The sequence below is a fragment of the Streptomyces umbrinus genome, assembly GCF_030817415.1.
GTDB classification, from domain to species: Bacteria; Actinomycetota; Actinomycetes; order Streptomycetales; family Streptomycetaceae; genus Streptomyces; species Streptomyces umbrinus_A.
This window is the reverse complement of record NZ_JAUSZI010000002.1, coordinates 8,310,519-8,332,659: the sequence shown is the minus strand read 5'-3', so window position 1 is coordinate 8,332,659 and position 22,141 is coordinate 8,310,519. Positions and strand designations below refer to the sequence as shown.

The 22,141-nt window shown below is 70.8% G+C and carries 19 protein-coding genes; 11 read left to right on the top strand and 8 right to left on the bottom strand.

The features are described 5' to 3' along the window. Positions 1 to 57: 57 nt before the first annotated feature. Positions 58 to 1,494 carry an HtaA domain-containing protein gene (locus tag QF035_RS36790; RefSeq protein WP_307525160.1) on the bottom strand — a complete coding sequence of 479 codons (1,437 nt, stop codon included), beginning with the start codon at positions 1,492 to 1,494 and terminating at the stop codon, positions 58 to 60. A gap of 242 nt (positions 1,495 to 1,736) precedes the next feature. Between QF035_RS36790 and QF035_RS36785 the strand changes: the two genes are divergently transcribed. The 7 genes from QF035_RS36785 to QF035_RS36755 all read left to right on the top strand — a co-directional run bounded on the left by QF035_RS36785 (position 1,737) and on the right by QF035_RS36755 (position 9,463). After that, entirely contained in the window at positions 1,737 to 2,738 is a 1,002-nt protein-coding gene (locus tag QF035_RS36785; RefSeq protein ID WP_307525159.1) for a heme/hemin ABC transporter substrate-binding protein, read from the top strand. Positions 2,739 to 2,803: 65 nt separating this feature from the next. After that, on the top strand, positions 2,804 to 3,868 hold the full coding sequence (locus QF035_RS36780) for a FecCD family ABC transporter permease (protein WP_307531711.1): 1,065 nt from the start codon (positions 2,804 to 2,806) through the stop codon (positions 3,866 to 3,868). 23 nt (positions 3,869 to 3,891) lie between these two features. After that, the gene (locus QF035_RS36775) at positions 3,892 to 4,707 is read left to right on the top strand and encodes a heme ABC transporter ATP-binding protein (RefSeq protein WP_307531710.1); all 816 of its coding nucleotides are present in this window, start codon (positions 3,892 to 3,894) and stop codon (positions 4,705 to 4,707) included. A gap of 188 nt (positions 4,708 to 4,895) precedes the next feature. After that, complete coding sequence (gene efeO / locus QF035_RS36770) at positions 4,896 to 6,050, top strand: iron uptake system protein EfeO (RefSeq protein ID WP_307525158.1); 1,155 nt, start codon at positions 4,896 to 4,898, stop codon at positions 6,048 to 6,050. Between the two features lie 28 nt (positions 6,051 to 6,078). Beyond that, positions 6,079 to 7,479, top strand: a complete 1,401-nt coding sequence (gene efeB, locus QF035_RS36765) for an iron uptake transporter deferrochelatase/peroxidase subunit (protein WP_307525157.1) — start codon at positions 6,079 to 6,081, stop codon at positions 7,477 to 7,479. Between the two features lie 3 nt (positions 7,480 to 7,482). Beyond that, positions 7,483 to 8,331, top strand: a complete 849-nt coding sequence (gene efeU, locus QF035_RS36760; protein ID WP_307525155.1) for an iron uptake transporter permease EfeU — start codon at positions 7,483 to 7,485, stop codon at positions 8,329 to 8,331. A 127-nt stretch (positions 8,332 to 8,458) separates the two neighbouring features. Next, positions 8,459 to 9,463, top strand: a complete 1,005-nt coding sequence (locus tag QF035_RS36755; protein WP_307525153.1) for a hypothetical protein — start codon at positions 8,459 to 8,461, stop codon at positions 9,461 to 9,463. 122 nt (positions 9,464 to 9,585) lie between these two features. Here the strand turns inward: QF035_RS36755 and QF035_RS36750 are convergent, their stop codons facing one another. After that, positions 9,586 to 10,317, bottom strand: coding sequence for a bifunctional DNA primase/polymerase (locus QF035_RS36750; RefSeq protein WP_307525151.1), 732 nt, complete (start codon positions 10,315 to 10,317; stop codon positions 9,586 to 9,588). Positions 10,318 to 10,486: 169 nt separating this feature from the next. Between QF035_RS36750 and QF035_RS36745 the strand changes: the two genes are divergently transcribed. Continuing rightward, entirely contained in the window at positions 10,487 to 11,350 is an 864-nt protein-coding gene (locus QF035_RS36745) for a glycerophosphodiester phosphodiesterase (protein WP_307525149.1), read from the top strand. Here QF035_RS36745 and QF035_RS36740 read toward each other — a convergent pair. Beyond that, complete coding sequence (locus tag QF035_RS36740; protein WP_307525147.1) at positions 11,314 to 11,985, bottom strand: TetR/AcrR family transcriptional regulator; 672 nt, start codon at positions 11,983 to 11,985, stop codon at positions 11,314 to 11,316. The genes QF035_RS36745 and QF035_RS36740 overlap by 37 nt on opposite strands. Before the next feature lie 306 nt (positions 11,986 to 12,291). Here QF035_RS36740 and ddaH point away from each other — a divergent pair, with 306 nt between their 5' ends. Continuing rightward, positions 12,292 to 13,164: a dimethylargininase gene (gene ddaH, locus QF035_RS36735; protein ID WP_373466792.1), complete on the top strand. Its 873-nt coding sequence runs from the start codon at positions 12,292 to 12,294 to the stop codon at positions 13,162 to 13,164. On the opposite strand, the gene QF035_RS36730 is transcribed toward ddaH, so the two are convergent. From QF035_RS36730 to QF035_RS36720, 3 genes are all read right to left on the bottom strand, one after another. Next, a complete protein-coding gene (locus tag QF035_RS36730; protein ID WP_307525146.1) occupies positions 13,153 to 14,178 on the bottom strand; it encodes a small ribosomal subunit Rsm22 family protein in 1,026 nt (341 codons plus the stop codon). The two genes, ddaH and QF035_RS36730, sit on opposite strands and share 12 nt — an antisense overlap. A 236-nt stretch (positions 14,179 to 14,414) precedes the next feature. Beyond that, positions 14,415 to 15,593 (bottom strand): serine hydrolase domain-containing protein, encoded by a 1,179-nt coding sequence (locus QF035_RS36725; protein ID WP_307525144.1) that lies wholly within the window; start codon positions 15,591 to 15,593, stop codon positions 14,415 to 14,417. After that, positions 15,545 to 16,912 (bottom strand): multidrug effflux MFS transporter, encoded by a 1,368-nt coding sequence (locus QF035_RS36720; protein ID WP_307525143.1) that lies wholly within the window; start codon positions 16,910 to 16,912, stop codon positions 15,545 to 15,547. Before QF035_RS36720 ends, QF035_RS36725 begins: the two co-directional genes overlap by 49 nt. 161 nt (positions 16,913 to 17,073) lie before the next feature. Here QF035_RS36720 and QF035_RS36715 point away from each other — a divergent pair, with 161 nt between their 5' ends. Then, the gene (locus tag QF035_RS36715) at positions 17,074 to 18,078 is read left to right on the top strand and encodes a Gfo/Idh/MocA family protein (RefSeq protein WP_307525142.1); all 1,005 of its coding nucleotides are present in this window, start codon (positions 17,074 to 17,076) and stop codon (positions 18,076 to 18,078) included. Positions 18,079 to 18,189: 111 nt separating this feature from the next. On the opposite strand, the gene QF035_RS36710 is transcribed toward QF035_RS36715, so the two are convergent. Continuing rightward, on the bottom strand, positions 18,190 to 19,836 hold the full coding sequence (locus QF035_RS36710) for an alkaline phosphatase D family protein (protein WP_307525140.1): 1,647 nt from the start codon (positions 19,834 to 19,836) through the stop codon (positions 18,190 to 18,192). A gap of 143 nt (positions 19,837 to 19,979) precedes the next feature. On the opposite strand from QF035_RS36710, the gene QF035_RS36705 reads away from it, so the two are divergent. Beyond that, a complete protein-coding gene (locus tag QF035_RS36705; RefSeq protein WP_307525138.1) occupies positions 19,980 to 20,768 on the top strand; it encodes an SDR family oxidoreductase in 789 nt (262 codons plus the stop codon). 346 nt (positions 20,769 to 21,114) lie between these two features. Here QF035_RS36705 and QF035_RS36700 read toward each other — a convergent pair whose 3' ends face one another. Next, a complete protein-coding gene (locus tag QF035_RS36700; protein ID WP_373467010.1) occupies positions 21,115 to 22,131 on the bottom strand; it encodes an aldo/keto reductase in 1,017 nt (338 codons plus the stop codon). Positions 22,132 to 22,141 lie beyond the last annotated feature (10 nt).

Genomic DNA, 22,141 nt, shown 5'->3' with positions numbered 1-22,141 from the left:
GTTCTCCTCGGCTCCGTGTGTGGGCGTCCGCTCAACTCGCGGACAGCGCTGGGAAATTCAGTTCGCATCGGGGGCGTCAGCGGCCGGTTGGGCGCGACGCCTGCGGATGATCACGAAGGCCGCGGCCACCGCGATCAGAGAAGCGGCCGCGAGGCCGACGGGCAGGACGGGGACGTCCGAATCGCTGGCGGTGGCCTCGGCCTTGGGCTCGGCCGTCTTCTGTTCTGCGGCCGCGGCCTCCGGGGTGGCCGACTCCGCGCTGCCCAGGTCGGGCAGCGCGGGCAGTTCGGCGCTGTCGGTCAGGGCGACGGCGAGGGAGACCGGGTCCATCTCCGTGCCCGCCTTGTACATCCCGCCGAAGGCCTTGGCGCCGTCGGCGGTGAGCTTCGTGGGCGCCTCGGTCAGCCGGGCAAGGCCGTCCTTGGGCTTGAAGTCCTTGGCCGTGAAGGTGACCAGGGGGACCTTCTTCTCCGTGCCGGCCGTACTGCCCGTACCGCCCGCGCCGGTGACGTCGGCGTAGAGCGTGCCCTTTCCGTCGTCCGTGACCTTGGCCCGGAGCGCGCCGAGCTTCAGGTCGAGGCCCTGCTCGCCGGTGAAGCGGACCGCTCCGGTGAAGGTCGCGTCGAGGGTCTGCTTCTTCTCGTCGTACGTGCCCGAGCCCTCGGGGAAGCGGAAGAGCGCGCCGCCGTCCTCGGCTCCGTCGGTGAGCTTCCACTCGCCCTTGGCGATGGACCCGGTGACGTACTCGCGGAAGGTCCGGCGCACGCCCCAGTCGACGGCGCTGTTCTCGATCCGGCCTGAACTCTCCTTCTTTGCCCTGGACTTGGACGGGGAGGGCGACGGCGTGCGTGACGGCTCGGCGGCGGCCGCGGCCCTGACGTCCGCCGAGAGGCTGACCGGGTCGAGGGCGGTGCCGGCCGTGTAGTACCCGGCGAAGGACTTGGCTCCCTGGGCGGTCAGGGTGGCGGGCAGGTTGTTCAACTGGACCGCGTTGCCGCCGCCCTTCATGTTGATGCCGCCCAGGGAGAGGGAGGCGAAGGGCACCCGCGAGGACGTCGTGACCGCCCCGGTGCCCTTCGCCTTGCTGATGACGTCGACGTACAGGGTGCCGCCGTTGCCGGAGAGCCGGACGGTGGGGCGGCTGATCGTGAGGTCGAGCTGATACGTGCCGTCGTCCTTCTTGTGCCCGAGGAAGTGGACACCGCCGGAGAAGCCGGCGTTGAAGGCGCCCGAGGCGCCGTCGTACGTGCCGGTCGCCGAGTGGAAGCGGAACTGGCTGCCGCCGACCGTGGCCGCGCCGCCCGTGAGGGAGAAACTGCCGTTCGCTATCGGGCCGGTGACGTAGCTCTGGAAGGAGGATTTGATGCCCCAGTCCAGGCGGCCGCCCTGCACGGTTCGGCTTGCCGCCTGGGCCTGACCGGCCGGGAGCAGTGCCACGAGTACTGCTGCGCAGAGCAGGGTCACGTAGGTGCGTAGGGACGGGCGCGAGGGCATTCGGGTCCTCCGGGGCGCGGGACCTGGCCAGATCCAGGGCGGTTCTGGCGAGAAAGGTAAGGCTAACCTAAGCTATGTCTTCCGATGCGGGAAGCGTTGGATGAGACAGAAGAGGGGACTGCGGGTCGTTTGTTGGCTGCGGGCCGTGGGGGCTGGTCGCGCAGTTTCCCGCGCCCCTAAAGGGGCGTAGCCCCTCCGAAGAGCGCCCGTGCCCTCGGCGAACCGAAAGGAACCACGCGACCGTGCGACGTCTGCGTACTCGAGTGGCGGGGGCACTGCTTGCGGTGCTCGCGCTCACCGTGACGGCCTGCTCCTCGGACAGTTCGCCGGAAGGAGCGCCGGCCGCCAAGGCCGAGGCCGCCGCCGATCGGGTCGAGCCGTTGGCCGACACCCCGACCCCCCGACTCCCGGTCACCGTGCGCTCGTCCGACGGCAGGCAGGTCACCGTCAGGGACGCCGAGCGGATCGTTCCGCTCTCGGGGAGTCTCAGCGAGATCGTCTTCACGCTGGGGCTCGGGGACCGGGTCGTCGCCCGTGACATCACCGCCACGTTCGCGCAGGCGGAGAAGCTGCCGGTGGTCACGCGCAACCACGACGTCTCCGCGGAGAGCGTCCTGTCCCTCAAGCCCGATCTCGTGCTCGCCGAAACCACCACCGGGCCCGACGAGGCGATGGACCAGATCCGTGACGCGGGTGTCCCCGTCCTCGTCGTCGACCCGGCGAAGGGTCTCGACGACGTGGGCCCGCGGATCGGGACGGTGGCCCGCGCCCTCGGCGTACCGGCCGCGGGCAGGGAACTCACGAAGCGCTCCGAGGATCGGATCGTCGCCGTGCGCAAGGACGTTCCGAAGAAGACCGACAAGCCACGCGTCGCCTTCCTCTACCTCCGCGGCACCGCCTCCGTGTATCTGATCGGCGGCAAGGACTCCGGGGCCACCTCGCTGCTCGAAGCGGCGGGAGCGGTGGACGGCGGCGCCGAGTCGGGTCTGGAGAAGGACTTCACCACGATCACCACCGAGGCTCTCGCCGAGGCCGCCCCCGACGCGATCCTCGTCATGTCCAAGGGCCTCGAATCCGTCGGCGGCATCGACGGTCTCGTCAAGATCCCCGGCGTCGCGCAGACCCCCGCCGGAATGGAGCGCCGGGTCGTCTCGATCGAGGACGGCGTCCTCCTCAACTACGGCCCCCGCACGGACGAGGTACTGAAGTCCCTGGTCGACCAGTTGTACGGGGACGCCGAGTGACCGTGACCGACAAGGGCACGGCGCCCGATTCCGGGACAGAGGCCGGGACAGCGGACGCGGCCCCGGTGGCGTCGGCGCCCCCCGGCAGACCCGCCGGGCCCCGTCGCGGCGCCCCCTGGCTGCTCACCGTCGGCCTGGCCGTCCTCCTCGGCCTCCTCACCCTGGCCTCCGCCGGGCTCGGCGCGTACGAGATATCCCCCGGTGACGTCCTGTCGTCCATCGCGCACCGCGCCGGACTCGGCGGCGGCGAACTCGCCCGGGTCCCCGAGTCCGTGCTCTGGAACGTGCGCTTCCCGCGGATCGTGCTCGCGCTGCTCGTCGGTGCCTCGCTGGGCTGTGCGGGCGCGCTGATGCAGGGCGTGTTCGGCAATCCGCTCGCCGAACCGAGCGTCATCGGCGTCTCGTTGGGCGCGGCGGTCGGCGCGGTCGCCGCGATCTCGCTCGGTCTGAACTTCCTCGGCAACTGGACCCTCCCCGCCTTCGCCTTCGTGGCGGGTCTCGGCACGGCCCTGCTGGTGTACTCGATGTCCCGCTCGGGCGGCCGTACGGAGGTCGTGACGCTGATCCTCACCGGTATCGCGGTGAACGCCTTCGCGGGCGCGCTGATCGGCCTGTTCATCTTCCTCGCGGACACCGCGGCGGTGAACCAGATCACCTTCTGGCAGCTCGGCTCGCTCTCCCAGGCCACCTGGCCGAAGGTGCTCGCGGTCCTGCCGTGCGCGGCGCTCGGCCTGGCCGTCGCGCCCTTCTACGCACGGAAGTTGGACCTGTTGTCCCTCGGCGAGCGGCCCGCCCGGCATCTGGGCGTGGACGTCGAGCGGCTGCGTGTCGTGCTGATCCTGGTCGTCGCGCTGCTGACGGCCGCGGCCGTGAGCGTCTCCGGTGTCATCGGCTTCGTCGGGCTCGTCATCCCCCATCTGCTGCGCATGGCGGCGGGCCCCGGCCACCGTTTCCTCATCCCCGGCAGCGCGCTCGGCGGTGCGGTGGTCCTGCTCTCGGGCGACCTCGCGGCCCGTACCGTCGTGGAGCCCGCCGAGCTGCCTCTCGGGGTGCTCACCGCGCTCTTCGGCAGCCCCTTCTTCTTCTGGCTGCTGCGCAGGACCCGTCGCAGGCAAGGAGGCTGGGCGTGAAGCTGCTCGGACTGATCGGCACGATGCCCGCTCCTCCCGGCCCCGTGCACCCCGGCGACGTACTCGCCGAGGCCGAGGCCCTGCACGTCCGGCTCGGTGGCCGCGAGGTGCTGTCCGGCGTGGACGTCACGGCCCGCGCGGGCGAGGTACTGGCCCTGGTCGGGCCCAACGGGGCGGGAAAGTCCACCCTGTTGGGCGCGCTCGCCGCCGATCTCCCGGCCGCCGCAGGAGTCGTACGCGTCCACGGTCGCCCGGCGTCCGACTGGTCGGCGCAGGAACTGGCCCTGCGCCGGGCGATGCTCCCCCAGTCCGCCGCGCTCTCCTTCCCGTTCGCGGTCGAGGAGGTCGTACGGATGGGCCGGGCGCCCTGGGCCGGACGGGCCGAGGAGTACGCAGAGGAAACAGACGACGCGGCGGTGGCGGCAGCCATGGCGGCGACCGAGGTCACGGACTTCGCGGGCCGGTCCTTCTCGGCGCTCAGCGGCGGTGAGCGGGCCCGAGTGGCGCTCGCCCGGGTGCTCGCCCAGCGCACCCGGCTGCTGCTGCTCGACGAACCGACCGCCGCCCTGGACCTGCGCCACCAGGAACTGGTACTCCGGGTCTGCCGCGCAAGGGCGCACGCCGGGGACGCGGTGGTCGTGGTGTTGCACGATCTGGGGCTCGCGGCGGCCTACGCGCACCGGGTCGCGATCCTGCGCGCCGGGCGTGCGGTGGCCGACGGACGGCCGGCCGAGGTCTTCACCGACCGACTGCTTTCGGACGTCTACCAGCAGCCGGTCGAGGTGTTCCCGCATCCGCGCACCGGCGAGCTCCTAGTGGCTCCCGTGAGGGGTTCTTGACCGATCTTTGACCGTTTCGTGGGGGGCAGATTGAGCCACCGTGATCCGGCCGTGCCCTTGCGTCACCGATGAGAGCTGAATCACTGGACGGGCGGCTTTCAGTCAGGTAAGCCTCAGATAAGTTAGGGCAGCCTCACTGAGGACCTGTTCCTCCTCCATGCCTTTCCTGTGACCCTCTTGGAGCCTGTATGCGAGCCGTCCGACTCTCCGTCACCGCCGCCGTGACCGCGGCGGCGCTGGCCGCTGTCGCGGGCTGCACCGAGAAGAGCGATGCCTCGGGCGGCGACGACCGCGTCGTCAAGGTGACCGCCACGGACTCCAAGTGCGAGGTGTCGAAGACCAGGTTCCCGGCCGGGCACATCCAGATAGACGTCGAGAACAAGGGCTCCAAGGTCACCGAGGTCTACCTCCTCTTCCCGGACGACCGGATCGTCACCGAGCGCGAGAACATCGGCCCCGGCACCAAGCAGAAGGTCACCGCCGAGGTGAAGGAGGGCGACTACCGGATCGCCTGCAAGCCGGGCATGAAGGGCAAGGGCATCCGTCAGGACGTCACGGCCACCGGTTCCGGCAAGGTCGCCAAGCGGGACCCGCGCCTCGACTCGGCGGTCGCCGCCTACCGCGAGTACGCGCAGGAGCAGGCCGACGAGACCCTGCCCAAGGCGAAGGTCTTCGCGCAGGCGGTCAAGGCCGGCGACATCGAGGCCGCGAAGAAGGCGTACGCCGACTCGCGCATCGGCTGGGAGCGGACCGAGCCCGTCGCCGAGTCCTTCGGTGACATCGACCCGAAGGTCGACGTGCGCGAGGACGGTCTGGAGGAGGGCCAGGATCCGGAGAAGGACTGGACCGGCTGGCACCGCCTGGAGCGCTCGCTCTGGCAGGACAAGAAGCTCACCGACCGCGACTCCGAGCTCGCCGACCAGCTGATCACCGACCTCACCGACTGGCAGAAGCGGGTCGGCAAGGCCGAGATCACCCCGACCTCGATGGCCAACGGTGCCAAGGAGCTCCTCGACGAGGTCGCCACCGGCAAGGTCACCGGCGAGGAGGAGCGCTACTCGCACACCGACCTCGTCGACTTCAAGGCGAACGTCGAGGGCGCGGAGAAGTCGTACGCGCTGCTGAAGCCGGTCGCCTCGGAGAACGACGCGGCGCTCACCAAGGAGCTCGACACGCAGTTCGCGGCGCTGAACACGCTGCTCGACAAGTACCGCGAGGACAAGACCACCTACGACTTCACCTCGTACGACAAGGTCAGCAAGGCCGACCGCAAGGAGCTCTCCGACGCGGTGAACGCGCTCGCGGAGCCGCTGTCCAAGCTCGCCGCAGCCGTCGTGAAGTAGGACGTGACGTAAGAGGGGCCCTGGCGCCATGACGGACACCACGAACAACACGAGCACGACGGAAGCCACCGACGAAACCGGCGGGACCGGCGGAAGCACGGACCGGAACGACTCGCCTGCGGGCCGGAACGAGGAGACTGCGGACTCCATCTCCCGTGCCCCGTCGCGGCGTTCACTGATCGGCTGGGGCGGTGCCGGGCTCGCGCTCGGGGCCGCCGCGGCCGGCGGCGCGGTGGCGATGGCCCGCAACGGCGACGACACGGAACCGACCGCGGCCTCTACGGGCGCCGCGGTCGCCTTCCACGGCACGAACCAGGCGGGCATCGCCACCCCGGTGCAGGACCGGCTGCACTTCGCCGCGTTCGACGTGAAGACGACGGACCGGGCCGCGTTCGTCCAGCTGCTGAAGGACTGGACCGAGGCCGCGCGGCGGATGACCGCCGGGCACGCGGTCGGCGAGGGCGCGTACGGCGGTCTGGCCGAGGCGCCACCGGACGACACCGGGGAGGCGCTGGGCCTCAAACCGTCGCGGCTGACCCTGACGATCGGCTTCGGCCCGTCCCTGTTCGACAAGTTCGGCCTCGCGGACCGGCGGCCGGAAGCCCTGGTCGACCTGCCGAAGTTCGCGGGCGACAACCTCGACGGGAACCGCAGTGGCGGCGACCTGTGCGTCCAGGCCTGCGCGGACGACCCGCAGGTCGCGGTGCACGCGATCCGCAACCTCGCCAGGATCGGCTTCGGCAAGGTCGTCATCCGCTGGTCCCAACTGGGCTTCGGCAAGACGTCCTCGACGACTCCGGAGGCCCAGACCCCTCGTAACCTCATGGGGTTCAAGGACGGCACCCGCAACATCGCGGGCACGGAGACGGACCGCCTGAAGAAGTTCGTGTGGGTCGAGGAGAAGGACGGCCCGGCGTGGATGGTCGACGGCTCGTACCTCGTGGCCCGGCGCATCCGCATGAACATCGAGACCTGGGACCGTACTTCCCTCCAGGAGCAGGAGGACATCTTCGGCCGTGACAAGGGCGAGGGCGCCCCGGTCGGAAAGGCGAAGGAGCGGGACAGGCCGTTCCTGAAGGCGATGAAACCCGACGCCCACGTACGGCTCGCGCACCCCGACACCAACGCCGGGGCCACGCTCCTGCGCCGCGGCTACTCCTTCACCGACGGCACCGACGGCCTCGGCCGCCTGGACGCGGGCCTGTTCTTCCTCGCCTACCAGCGGGACGTCCGCAAGGGCTTCATCCCGGTGCAGCGGAGCCTGGCGACCGACGCGCTCAACGAGTACATCCAGCACGTGGGTTCAGCGGTCTTCGCCGTCCCGCCCGGCGTCCGCGACAAGGACGACTGGTGGGGCCGGACCCTGTTCTCGAAAGACTCGAAGGACTCCAAGAGCTCCACGAACTCCACGAACTCCAAGGAGGCGTAGGCCGTGTTCGCGAACTATCTGATCGGCCTGCGCGAGGGCCTGGAAGCCAGCCTCGTCGTCTGCATCCTCATCGCGTATCTGGTGAAGACGGACCGGCGGGACGCGCTGAAGCCGATCTGGATCGGCATCGCCATCGCGGTGGGTCTCGCCCTCGGCTTCGGGTGCGCGCTCGAATTCGGCTCCCAGGAGCTGACGTTCGAGGCGCAGGAGGCGCTCGGCGGCTCGCTGTCGATCATCGCGGTCTGCCTGGTCACCTGGATGGTCTTCTGGATGCGGCGTACGGCCCGCCATCTGAAGGCCGACCTGCACGGCAAGCTGGACGCGGCACTGCAGATGGGCACGGGCGCGCTGGTCGCGACCGCGTTCCTGGCCGTGGGACGCGAGGGTCTGGAGACGTCCCTGTTCGTCTGGACGTCCGTACGCGCGTCCAGCGACGGCACCGAGGGCCCGCTGATCGGCGTGCTGCTGGGCATCGCGACGGCGGTCGTGCTCGGCTACCTCTTCTACCGGGGCGCCGTGCGCATCAACCTCGCCAAGTTCTTCACCTGGACCGGCGCCATGCTGGTCGTGGTGGCCGCGGGTGTCCTCGCGTACGGCTTCCACGACCTCCAGGAGGCCGACTTCCTGCCGGGGCTGACGAACAAGGCCTTCGACATCAGCGAGACCATCCCGCCGGACAGCTGGTACGGCACGCTCCTCAAGGGCGTCTTCAACTTCCAGCCGGATCCGACGGTCCTCCAAGTCGTCGTGTGGTCCCTGTACTTGGTACCGACCCTCGCCTTCTTCCTGGCCCCCTCACGGCCGGACAAGGACAAGGCGAAGCCGGCCGCGCCGGTGCGCGAAGAGGTCTGACAGGGACGTTTGGGGACATGGCAGGGCGCGCTGGATCACAGTGCGGGCGCGGTACGTGATCCCGCCGTCCGCGTGCTCCCCGGCCCCGGTAGGGTTCCCCTCCGGGAAGGGGAAGGTGACGGTACCGATGAGCAGGGATCACGGCCCTCGTAGGCCTCGCAGGACTGGCCGGAGCGCGCTGATGGCGGCGTCGGTGACCGTGCTGTCGGTGACGGCGAGCGGGTGCGTGGTGGTGCACGGGGAACGGGAGGTTCTCCCCGGGGCCACGAAGACCGAGGCCGCGCGGGCGCTGAAGGACTTCACGGCCGCCTACAACGAGGCCAACGGCGCCAACGACCCGTCCCTGGACGCGGACCGGGTCACCGGCGCCCTCGGGGACATCGACGGCGCGAAGCTGAAGGCCGGCGGCAAGAACCAGCCGGGCGGCAACCCCGACTACGTGCCGCTGGCGCTGAGCGACACCGAGTTCACGATCCCGAAGAAGGCCGGCTGGCCGCGCTGGTTCGTCACCGACTCGAAGGCCAACAAGGGCCGTGGCGAGGACCGTTGGCTGCTGGTGTTCACCCGTGGCAGTGCCGACGACGTGTGGCAGGTCTCGTATCTGACGATCGTCGCCGCCGAAGAGGTGCCGGACTTCAAGAAGGACCAGGACGGCTGGGCGGAACCGGTCACGGCGAGCGCGGCGGACCTGGCGGTCGCGCCCGGGGACCTCCCCCAGGGCTACGCGACCTATCTCAAGGACGGCGGCGACACCTTCGCCGCGGGCACCCACACCACGAAGTGGCGCTCCGACCGCACGAAGAGCGCGAGCCGCCCCGGCCTCGCCCAGCAGTACATCGACGAGCCCCTGGCCTCCGGCGACTACGCCCCGGTGGCCCTGCGCACCACCACCGGCGGCGCCCTCGTCTTCTTCACCACCCGCCACTACCAGAAGCAGACAGCAGCCCAGGGCGTCCCCATCAACGTCACCAACGCCGACGTCAAGGCCCTCATGACCGGCGAACCCAAACAGTCCCTGACCCTGGAATCCATCTCCAACCAGGCAGTACTGGACCCCGCCAAGGACGCGGCGAACCAACAGGTGGAGTTCCTGGGCAGGATCCAGGGCTTGACGGCGGCGAAGGGCGAGTAAGGGGGCGCCCCACCGATTCAGGGGCGCGGGGAACGGCGCCCCTTTAGGGGCGCGGGGAACTGCGCGACCAGCCCCCACCGACCCGCGGACAAAACAACAAGCGAGGCAAGGGATACGGGGCGTCAGCCCCGAAGAGGCCACGCCGCAACATGATCCCGCTCAACCCCCGCATACCGAGCACACTCATCGGTAAGCACCTCGAGCAACGACAAAGGATCCGGCAGCCCATGCTCCGGCCCCCGTACCCACTCCACCGTCAAATCCCCGGGCAACCGCGCCGGAGGCACCAGCACATAAGACCCACGGCAATGCCACCGCAACCCCGGATGCTCATCCATCGTCTCCGGATGACAGTCCAGCTCACACGGCCACCACTCGTCCTCATCCTCGGGCGTACCCCGAGTAGCGGTGAAGAAGAGCATCCGGTCACCCCCGGAAACCGCGACGGGCCCGACCTCGACACCGAGCGCGAGCAACCGCTCCAGCGCCTCCTGCCCCGCCTCCAGCGGAACGTCCAGCACGTCGTGCACCATGCCGGTCGCGGTGATGAAGTTGGCCAGCGGCTGATGCCGCGCCCACCGCTCGATCTGCGCCCGGTCGGTCGTGGACTGCGTCTGCCAGGCGAACGACACCGGGTGCCGCGCGGGGGTGGGACACCCGACGCGGTCACAGGAACACCGGTAGGCGGAGGGATGGGCGGCGGGCGCGAGCGGCAGCCCGGCTCCGGCGGCGGCAAGCAGCAGTTCCTCACGCCCCGAGGAGTCGTCTCCGGAGTCCGTACGAGGCCGTCGGCCACGCAGCCACTGGGAGATCCTGCCCTGCCCGCCCGAGCGGCGGCCCATCTCTGCGCTCATCGATCCCCTCGCCCTGGCTGTTGTGCGGACAGCATGCCCTATGGTCCCACCATCCTGCGTCACAGGGGGCCGGAGCCCACATCCGGGGTAGGCGGGACGATGCCCGACCGGGTCATCGATCGAGTGTCATTACATACTTTGAGACGATTTGCCCGCCTACGGTGTCGGCATGGTCACACGGACTGCGTTGGCGGCTGTCGCGGGTCTCGCGTCGCTGGCCCTCGTCGGACAGGGCGGGGCGATCAGCCCGCTCGAATGGGACGCCGGCCCGCTGACGGTGTCGGCACTCCCCCGCATCGTCCAGACCGCGCACCGCGGCGGCGCCCGGGAGGTGCCGGAGAACAGCATGTCGGGCCTCGTGGCCGCGTACGAGCGCGGTACGGCCCAGGTGCTCGACCTGGACACCCGGATGCTGCGCGACGGGACGATGGTGGTCATGCACGATGCGACCCTGAACCGCACGACCTACATGGGCGGCCCGGTGGACGCGCTCGACCGGCGGGACTGGGAGGGGGTCCGGTTGCGCCCCGGGGACGGGCTGCCGGGGAGCTGGCGCTCCGAGCGGCCGCCAACGCTCGCCGAGGTGCTGGACCGGTTCGGCGGACGAACGGTGCTGATACTGGAGGCCAAGGACCCGCGGAGCCTGCCGACCCTCGCCGCGATGATCAGGTCACGCGGCCTGACCCGCTCGGTGCTGGTCAACTCCAACCACCCGGCGGTGGCGCGGCGGGCCCACCGCATGGGCCTGGTCTCGCAGTTGTGGCGGTCGGCACGGCAGATGCGTACGGACCGGCCCGAGCGGTGGCGGTCGTTCGTGGACGTCCTGGACGTGGACCACAAGGCCCGCGACCGCGATCTCGTACGGGCGGTCAGGTCCGGCATCCCCCGCGTGTGGGCGCACACCGTGGCGACCCCGGCGGAGCGCGACCGCGCCCTCGCGCTCGGCTGCGACGGAATCATCACGGACGCGCCGGGACGGCTGGCGCGGGCGGGAGGTCAGCGGGCGGCGGGCCCCCGTGGCGCGAGGCCGTAGAGGGCGTACTCGACGAGCTTGTCCGTGTACTCGTACGTGATGGGGCCCGTGTACTGGAGCCAGCGCTGGGCGAGGGGCGAGACGAAGAGTTCCAGGGCGATGCGCGGGTCGATGTCGGCGCGCACGGCTCCTTGCTCCTGCGCGGCGCGCAGGCGCTTCACATACAGCTGGAGCTGGGGTTCGAGGAGTTTGCCGACGAACTCCCGGCCGACCTGTTCGTTGACGACGCCCTCGGCCGCCAAGGCCCGTGACGGGGCCTCGAAGGTGGGGTCCAGCAGCTCGTCGACGGTGGCCCTCAGCACCAGCTTGAGGTCGGCCTCCAGGTCGCCGGTGTCGGGAATCTCGTACGCCGCCTGCTCCCCGATGACCTCCGGGCGAGCGGCCGCCTCCGCCGCCTGGGCGCTCAGGTCGATGAACGCCTCCAGCAGGACGTCCGCCTTCGACGACCACCACCGGTAGATCGTCTGCTTGCCGACGCCCGCGCGGGCGGCGATGCCCTCGATGGTGGTCTTCGGGTAGCCGACCTCGCTCACGAGCGCGAGGGCGGCGTCGTAGATCGCCCGCCGGGACTTCTCGCTGCGGCGGCTGGAGTCGGGGGCGGGCTTCTGCGGGGGCTGGGCGGACGTGTGAGCCATACGCTCCAATTTACCAGCCCGACAAGACGCTCCGTCTCGCCGAACGACGATTCTCGCCCCGCCGCCCCTACCCATTCCCGTCACTACTCGGGGGCCGGCCCCCGAACCCCCGCTCCTCAAACGCCGGAGGGGCTGAGTCGCCTAAGGGGCGCGGGGAACTGCGCGACAAGCCACAGCCGGACCCGCACCCGACAACGCACCCCACGGGGTCTGGGGCGGAGCCCCAGAAGGATGGGACGGGTAGGGGCGGCGGGGGCGAAAAACAACCCGTTCGGCTCCCGCCGAGAGACCCGCTCGCGGCGCACCATGAGCACCAACTGCCCCCGCGGCACCCGCGGTCCACGTAAGGAGCCCTCCTTGCACCTTCCCCGCCGCGCCACACCCCGGCGCTACCTGATGTGCCCACCCGCACACTTCGAGGTCACCTACTCCATCAACCCGTGGATGGACCCCGCCAAGCCGGTCGACGTCCCCCTCGCCGTGGCCCAGTGGGAAGACCTCCGCGACCGCTACCGCGCCCTCGGCCACACCGTCGAGGAACTCACCCCCCGCCGCGGCCTGCCGGACATGGTGTTCGCGGCGAACGGCGCGACCGTGGTCGACGGCCGGGTCCTGGGCGCCCGGTTCGCCTTCCGCGAGCGGGAGCCGGAGGCCGAGGCCCACCTGGACTGGTTCCGCACGAACGGCTTCGACCGCGTCCACGAACCGGTCCACATCAACGAGGGCGAGGGCGACTTCGCCGTCACCGCCTCGTACGTGCTCGCCGGACGCGGCTTCCGGGCCAGCCCGCTCTCGCACGGCGAGGCGCAGGAGTTCTTCGGGCGGCCGGTGATCGGGCTCGACCTGGTCGACCCCCGCTACTACCACCTGGACACTGCCCTCGCCGTGCTCGACGACGCGACGGACCAGGTCATGTACCACCCGCCGGCCTTCTCCCCCGGCAGCCGCGAGGTACTGCGCCGGCTCTTCCCGGACGCACTCCTCGCGGACGACGAGGACGCGGCGGCGCTCGGCCTGAACGCCGTCTCCGACGGTCTGCACGTACTACTTCCGCAGTCCGCGACCGGCCTCTTCGACCCGCTCCGGGAACGGGGGTACGAACCGATCGGCATGGACCTCAGCGAACTCCTCAAGGGCGGCGGCAGCGTGAAGTGCTGCACGCAGGAGCTACGCGTCTGAGCTCTGCCCCTCACCCTGGGCCGGAGACAGGGACGGGGGCGGCCAGGCGTCGCCCCAGTCCGCGTCGCGGGCCGCCTTGTAGAGGAGGCCGTGGCGCTTCGTCACGGTCGAGCGGCGCAGTTGCTCCTCGCTCTCGCACAGGTCGAGGAGCACCTGCCCCTTGCGGATCTGCGGCCGCCGTACGACCCGGGAGGGGGCCGGGGTCACCGGGAAGCGGGTGGCGGCGACATAGCTGAACTTCTCGTCCTCGTACGCCAGTGAGCCGCCCTTGACCTGCCGGTGCAGCGAGGAACGGCTGACCCGGGCCGAGAAGTGGCACCAGTCCTCGCCGGGGACGATCGGGCAGGCGGCGCTGTGCGGGCAGGGGGCGGCGATGTGGAAGCCGACGCCGATGAGGCGGTCGCGGGCCTCGATGACGCGGGCGTAGCCGTCCGGTGTGCCGGGTTCGATGATCACGACGGCCTGGGCGGCGGTCGCGGCGGCGTCCACGACTTCGGTGCGGGCCTGCTCTGTGAGCTCGCCGAGAACGTACGACACCGTGACGAGATCAGTGCTCTCGATGGTGAGCGCCGCTCCGATACGAGAGCGGTGCCACTCGGCGGACTTCAACAGCGGGTTCCGCGAGGCGAGTTCACGGCCGAGGGCGAGTGCGGGTTCGGCCCAGTCGAGCACGGTCACCGGCCGCTCCTCGGGCCAGGTGGCGTTGACGGCCCAGGTGGCCGCGCCCGTCCCGCCGCCCACGTCCACATGGCGGCCCGGCGTCCACTCGGGCACGACGTCCGCGAAGGCGTCCAGCGCGGCGCGTACGGCCTCGAAGGTCGCGGGCATCCGGTACGCGGCGTACGCGGCCACGTCCGCGCGGTCGCGCAGGATCGGGGCGTCGGTCGGGGTGGTCCCCCGGTAGTTCACGATCAGCCGCTCGACGGCCTGCGCGGCCACCTTCGTCGGCAGCCCGTCGAGCAGCCCCGCCAGGGCCACGCGCAGGGTCTCGGCTGGGGAAACGGGGGCGGTCACGGGGGAAGTCTACGAGGGGTGCGGGTGCGGTTCGGGTGAGCGGTGCTCTCCAGCGAGAGCACCGCTCACCCCATCCGCGAGCACCGCCCGCCGGAAGCACCGCTCACCCACCAGAGCACTGCTCACGAATCGGCACTGCGCCAACGATCGAGAGCGCCGGCCGCAGACCAGAGCACCGCTCACAAACCAGAGCGCCGGTCGCAGACCAGAGCACCGCTCACAAAGCAGCGCACCGCTCACGCCCCCCGCACCGCCCGTGCCAGTCGCGTCGCCGCTGCTGCCCGTGGGCCGCTGTCCGAGGGGCGGCGGCGCGGATGGACCGTGTTCGCCAGGAGCACCAGGAACGTGTCCGTCAACGGGTCGAGGACCAGCGACGTACCCGTGAAGCCCGTGTGGCCCGCGGCGCCGTGGCCGGCCAGCTCGCCCATGAACCAGGGCTGGTCGAGGGCGAAGCCGAGGCCGGGCGGGGAGAGGAGCAGTTCGACGTAGTCGGGGCCGAGGATGCGGGCGGTCCCGTACGAGCCGCCCGCCAGCAGCGTGCGACAGAAGACCGCCAGGTCGCCCGCCGTCGAGAAGAGGCCCGCGTGGCCCGCGATTCCGCCGAGCGCCCAGGCGTTCTCGTCGTGGACCTCGCCCCGCAGCATCCCCCGGTCCGCCTTGGCCCACGGCAGCCGCTGGTCCTCGGTGGCGGCCGCGCCCGGGCGGGGGCCGAACCCGGTGGCCGTCATCCCGAGCGGCCGGGTGATGCCGTCCCGGACGAGGACGTCCAGCCGGCGCCGGGTGATCCGTTCGAGGACGTGCTGGAGGAGCAGCATGTTGAGGTCCGAGTAGGCGTACGGGCCGCCGGGTGCGGTCAGCGGCTCCTCGGCGCGCAGCAGGGCGAGCCGTGCCCTGTCGTCCCGGCAGTCGTACAGCGGGAGTTCGGGCCGCAGCCCGGAGGTGTGGGTGAGCAGGTGACGCACGGTGATGCCGTACTCGGCGGCCGCGGTGAAGTCCGGAAGGTACGCCCCGACCCGCGCGTCGATGCCGAGCGTGCCGCGCTCCAGCTGCTGCACGGCGGCCACGCTCGTGAAGAGCTTCGTGAGGGAGGCCAGGTCGAAGACGGTGTCCGTGGCCATCGGGACGCGGGCCTCGCGGGGCAGCTCGACGCCCGCGCCGGTGACCTCGTCGTACGCGGAGTACCGCACGGCCCACCCCGCCGCCTCCTCGACGGCGATCACGGGCCCGCGTCCGGCGACCAGTACGGCGCCCGGGGCCCAGGACCGGTCCCCGTCGGTGAGCCGCCGGAACTCCCGTACGAGACGGTCGAGTTCGTCGGGGTCGAGCCCGGCACGTTCCGCTGTGCCGAGCCGCAGTCTCGGTGCGCTCAGCTCTCCGCTCCCTTCGCGTCCGCCTGTCTCCGCCAGGGACGGCACAGTCCCACGAAGCAGCCGACGGCGACCAGTGAACACGCCAACTGGACGACGGCCATCGGGACCGCGGTGTGTTCCCCGGCGATGCCCACGAGGGGTGTGGCGAGCGCGCCGACGAGGAAGGAGGAGGTGCCGAGCAGCGCGGACGCGGAGCCCGCGGCGTGCCGGGTGCGCATGAGGGCGAGGGCGTTGGTGTTGGGCATGCACAGGGTCATCGCGGACATGAGGACGAAGAGGCCGACGGCGATCGGGACGAGGCCCACCTCGCCGAAGACCCCGCTCGCCATCAGCAGCAGCGCGGCCGAGGCGGTGGTGATGATCCCGAGGCCGACCGCGAGCACCTTGTCGAGGCTGACGCGGCCGACGAGGATCTTGCCGTTGATCTGGCCGACGGCCACGAGTCCGATCGAGTTGACGCCGAAGAGGATGCTGTAGGTCTGCGGGGAGGCGCCGTAGATCTCCTGGATCACGAACGGCGATGCCGAGATGTAGGCGAAGAGCGCCGCGAAGGCGAAGCCGCCGGTGAGCATGTAGCCGGTGAAGACGCGGTCGGCGAGCAGACCGCGCATGGTGCGCAGCGCTTCGACGGTGCCGCCGCTGTGCCGGTGTTCGGGCGCGAGGGTCTCGGGCAGCATCCGCCAGACGACGGCGGTCAGCACGATCCCGATGACGGTCAGGATGTAGAAGACGCCCCGCCAGTCGGTGATCCGCAGCACCTGGCCGCCGATGAGCGGGGCGATGATCGGCGCGACCCCGGAGATCAGCATGAGCGTGGAGAAGAAGCGGGCCATGTCGACGCCGTCGTAGAGGTCGCGTACGACGGCCCGTGCGATCACGATCCCGGCGGCGCCCGCGAGGCCCTGGAGGAGCCGGAAGGCGACGAGGAGTTCGATGGTGGGCGCGAACGCGCAGACGGCGGTGGCGACGACGTAGAGGAGCAGTCCGACGATGAGCGGCCGTCTGCGCCCCCACTTGTCACTCATCGGGCCGACGACCAGTTGCCCGAGCGCCATGCCGGCGAGGCACGCGGTGAGGGTCAGCTGCACGGTGGCCGCGGACGCGTGGAGCGCGTCGGTGACCTCCGGGAGCGCCGGGAGGTACATGTCCATGGACAGCGGCGGTACGGCGGTGAGGCCGCCGAGGACGAGGGTGACCAGGAGTCCCACGGCACGGCGGGCTTCCGGTGGCGGTACCGGTGCCGCCGCGGCGGCGGTCGCGGTCTCTTCGGTGACCGCGTCGGTGACCGTCCCGGTGACGGCCGCGCTCGGTATGTGCCCCTCCGGGCCGTCCTGGTCCCGCGTGGTGCGGCCACGCTCGGACATGTGCCCCTCCCTGTTTGTGGAATACGCCACCTATGCTCTCAGCTCGTACAGGTGGTCGAGACCATCGCGTTCGAGTCGTCGGTGATGTTCGGGTCGTCGACCACGTTCGGGTTCGGGTCGTCGGCCATCGGGTGATCGTGCTCATGGAGCGAGGGGTTGGGATGGCGGGAGAGCGTGTGCGGTGGGGCGTGCTGGCGACCGGTGGGATCGCCGGGGCGTTCACGGCGGATCTGATCGATCTGCCGGACGCCGAGGTGGTCGCGGTGGCGTCGCGCACCGAGGAGTCGGCGAAGGCGTTCGCGGAGCGGTTCGGGATACCCCGGGCGTACGGCGACTGGGAGAGCCTCGCGGCGGACGAGGACGTGGATGTCGTGTACGTCGCGACTCCGCACTCGGCGCACAGGGTGGCCGCCGGGCTCTGTCTTGAGGCGGGCCGGAACGTGCTGTGCGAGAAGGCCTTCACGCTGAACTCGCGCGAGGCCGAGGAACTGGTCGGCCTCGCGAAGGAGCGCGGGAGCTTCCTGATGGAGGCCATGTGGATGTACTGCAACCCGCTGATCCGGCGCCTGAAGGCGCTGGTCGACGAGGGGGCGATCGGTGAGGTCCGCACGGTGCAGGCCGATTTCGGTCTGTCGGGGCCCTTCCCGCCCACCCACCGGCTGCGCGACCCGGCGCAGGGCGGCGGCGCGCTGCTCGACCTGGGCGTCTACCCGGTGTCGTTCGCGCACCTGCTGCTCGGTGAGCCCTCGGAGGTGATGGCGAGAGCGGTGCTCTCCGACGAGAGCGTCGATCTCCAGACGGGAATGCTGCTCTCCTGGGAGAGCGGTGCTCTCGCTTCGTTGCACTGCTCTCTCGTGGGCGGAACGTCGACCTCCGCCTCCGTCACCGGATCCGAGGGCCGTATCGACATCCCGTCCGGCTTCTTCCACGCCGACCGCTTCGTACTGCACCGCGACGGCCGCGACCCGCAGGAGTTCACCGCGAGCGCGACCGACGGAACCCGGGCCAGTCTCAAGCACGAGGCCATCGAGGTCATGCGTTGCCTCCGCGCGGGCGAGACCGAGTCCCCCCTGGTCCCCCTCGACGGCACCCTGGCGGTCATGCGAACGCTCGACGCGGTACGGGACCGCGTCGGCGTCACGTATCCGGGCGAGGTATCCGGCTGAGGGGGCGCCCGGGCTTTTGGCTCTTAGGGGCGCGGGGAACTGCGCGACCAGCCACATCCGGCCCGCGGCCGACGAACCACCCGCAGTCCCCCACCCCTCCCGCCGTAACCGCTACGCCGGCTTCAGCCCCTGATCCCCCACCTCAGTGACAAACGACGCGGCGGTCGTGATCGCAGCCCCAGGCGTGGTCACGGCAGCCACCGTCTTGAAGTCCACCCGAGCAAGGTCCTGCCCGAGGCGAACCGTCGAATACCCCCGATGCCCGTTGTAGTGCTTCATGTGCGGGTTGGCGGCAAGATAGCCCGCCCAGTTGGCGGGCCGGGCGGCCCCGTTCTGCCCACTGGTGACCGACGTGGCGACGATCTCCGTACCCAGCGTCCGCGACCCCGGGTCGGCGAAGTCCTGCTTGATGTCGAAGGCGTACGACACATGGACGTCGCCGGTGAGCACCATCAGGTTCTCCACACCGGCGGCCTCGGCGCCCGCGAGGAGCCGCCGCCGCGAGGCGGGGTAACCGTCCCAGGCGTCCATGCTGAGGGTGGTGTTACCGGCGGTGGCGTGGTTGCGGCGGGCGAAGACGACCTGCTGCGGTATGACGTTCCACAGCGCGTTCGACCGCTTCCAGCCGTCGGTCAGCCAGCGCTCCTGGGCGAACCCCGGCAGGGTCTGCGACTCGGCCTCCGACTCGGGCGTGGGCGTCTTCCAGCCGTCGCCGTTCGCCTGGTCCGTGCGGTACTGCCGGGTGTCGAGGATGTCGAACTGCGCGAGCCGCCCCCAGTTCAGACGACGGTAGAGCCGCATGTCGGCGCCCTCGGGCCGCTGCGGGTGGCGCAGCGGCAGGTTCTCCCAGTACGAGCGGTACGCGGCGGCGCGGCGCAGCAGGAACTCCTCAGGCGGTACGTCGTTCTCGGGGATGTCGTCCGCGTAGTTGTTCTCGGTCTCGTGGTCGTCCCAGGTGACGACGAAGGGGTGCGCGGCGTGCACGGCCTGCAGGTCGGGGTCGGTCTTGTAGAGGGCGTACCGCAGCCGGTAGTCCTCCAGCGTGATCGTCTCCCGGTTGAAGACGTCGGGCAGCACGCGGTCGGTGTAGTTGCGCACGCCGCCGACCGAGCTGACCGCGTACTCGTACAGGTAGTCGCCGACGTGGAAGACCACGTCGACGTCGTCCTCGGCGAGATGGCCGAACGGGGTGAAGTACCCGTCGTGGTACGCCTGGCAGGAGACCACGGCCAGCGTCAGTTCGGAGACGTCCGAGCGGGACGAGGGCGCGGTGCGCGTACGGGCGGTCTCGCTGACCCAACTGCCCACGCGGAAGCGGTAGTAGAAGACCCGGTCGGAGTCGAGGTGGCCGACCTCGACGTGTACGGAGTGGTGGAACTCGGGGTGGGCCACGGCCGCGCCGCGTCTGACGATGTGTCTGAAGCGTTCGTCGCGGGCCAACTCCCAGCGCACGACGACACGTTGGGACGGCAGACCGGAGTCGGCCTGGAACGGGGCGGGCGCGAGCCGGGTCCACAGCACCACGGAGGTGGGCAGCGGGTCACCGGAGGCGACGCCGAGCGTGAAGGGGTTGTCGGTGATCTTCGCCGCGTCGAGTTCCGCGGCGCCCGCCACACCCGCGGTCGGCAGGTTGGTGGCGAAGGCGAGCGCGGCGGCCGCGCCGGTGACGGTGAGGAAACGGCGGCGTCCGAGGTGACGGGCGGCGGCGCGGAGTTCGGGGGCGTGCTGCGACTGTTGCTGGTGGCCTGCGAGTGTCATCTGGCCCTCCCCTGACTGTTGTTGTACTTGGTATTGGAGTGATCAGATTCGACGCCGGACTGTCACGTACACACCAGTCAGATGTCGGACAGATGAGATTCGTGTGGCGGAAGATCGCCTGTCCTCACGTACGCTGCTGGGCCATGAACGCCAAGGGAACGAAGATCGCGGTCGTGACGGGAGCGGGCTCGGGGATCGGTCGGGCAGTGGCCGTGGAACTGCTGCGCACCGGCTGGTCGGTGGCGCTCGCGGGCCGCCGCGCGGAGCACCTGGAGGAGACGGCGGCGCTCGCGGAGACGGCAGACCCGGGGCAGCCGGCCGCGAAGGACGGCACGTCCCTGTGTGTGCGCACCGATGTCTCGCGGCCCGACGAGGTGACCGCACTCTTCGCCGCCGTGCGGGACCGCTTCGGGCGGCTCGACCTCCTCTTCAACAACGCGGGCACCTTCGGCCCGGGCGGGGTGCCGTTCGAGGAGCTGCCGTACGAGGCCTGGCGGCACGTGGTCGGCACCAACCTCGACGGGGCGTTCCTGTGCGCGCAGGCGGCGTACCGGCAGATGAAGGAGCAGGATCCGCAGGGCGGCCGGATCATCAACAACGGCTCGATCTCGGCCCATACGCCACGCCCGCAGTCGGCCGCGTACACGGCGACCAAGCACGCGCTGACCGGCCTCACGAAGTCGCTGTCGCTGGACGGGCGGCCGTACCGGATCGCCTGCGGGCAGATCGACATCGGCAACGCGGCGACGGACATGACCGAGCGGATGCAGACGGGGGCGCTGCAGGCGAACGGGGAGGTGGCGGCCGAGCCGGTGATGGATGTGGCGGACGTGGCTCGCACGGTGCGGCATATGGCGGCGTTGCCACTTGAGGCGAATGTGCAGTTCGCGACGGTGCTTGCTACGGCGATGCCGTATGTGGGGCGGGGCTAGCTCAAGCGCCGTAGCAAGGTGCGGGCCCGCTGTGGCTGATCGCGCCCACGCGGCGGAGCCGCACATCGATACAGCCCGCGCCCTGAGGGGCGTGACTCAGCCAGTCGATCTGCACAAACGGAAGGTGTCCATCCGGACCATACCTGCCGGTTACAGGCCTATGCTCGACACTCCTCCACCAGAACTTCACACTTGGAGCACAGGACTTCCATGCCACACCTCTGGGGGAGGCGGCAGCCGTTCCGGCGGTTCGGGTGGGGGAATTCCGCGTGGGACCGCGGAATCGTGACCCGGGCCGCGGAACGGCTGCCCATCAATCCGGGCAAGAGCCCGTGCGTCCCGCCGCTCAGCGGCCCAGGGCGTCGTCGATCTCGGTCAACTGCCCTGCCGTGAGCGGGCCCTTGGCGAGTGCGCCCGCGTTCTCCTCGGATTGTGCGACCGAGCGGAAGCCGGGGATGGGCACGGTTCGCGGGCTACGGGCCCACAGCCAGGCGAGGGCGCCCTGGGCGAGCGTACGGCCGTCGCTGGTGAGGACGGACCGGAGGGCGTCGACGCGGGCGAGCCACTCGGGGTCGGCGCCGCCGTCGCTGAAGCCCGGGAGCCAGGCGGGCGGCCTGCTGCGGATGTCGCCCGCTTCGAGGGACTGACCGGGCCCGCGCCTGCCGGTCAGCAACCCCATCGCCAGCGGACTGCGGTTGATGCTCGCGAGCCCCGATTCCTCGCAGAGCGCGAGCATTTCGGGCGCGTCCTGGAGGACGTTGAGTCGGTGCTGCACGGCCGCGCAGTGCTCGCCCTCGGCGAAGACCGCGGCCCGCTCCGGGTCGTCGGTGCTCCAGGCGTAGGCACGGACGAGCCCCTCACGGACGAACTCCTCGCAGGTGTCACGGAGTTGGGCGGCGCGCTCCGGGTCGGCGTCGGAGATGTGGAGCTGGTAGAGGTCGATGTGGTCGGTGTCCAGCCGTCGCAGTGAGGCGGTCAGCGCGCGTCGGGCGTACTCCGGGGAGTCGTCGCTGCCCACGGCGAGCCGGCGCTCCTCGTCGATGACGTTGCCCCACTTGGTCGCGACGACGACGTCGGCCCGCCGCCTGCCGAGCGCCCGCGCGAGGACACGCTCGCTGTGCCCGGTGCCGTACGTGTCCGCCGTGTCGAAGAAGGTGACGCCGAGATCGAGGGCGCGGCGGATCGCCCGTACGGACTCGTCGTCGTCGACCTTGCCCCAGCCCAGGGGCTGTCCGTCGGGTCTCGCCCACTCGCCGCCGATGGCCCAGCAGCCGAAACCGAGGGCGCTCACCTCGATACCGCTGCGCCCCAGAGTCCTGCGCCCGTCGTCGTTCCGCGTGCTTCCGCTGCTCTCCATGCCCATGGACGCTAGG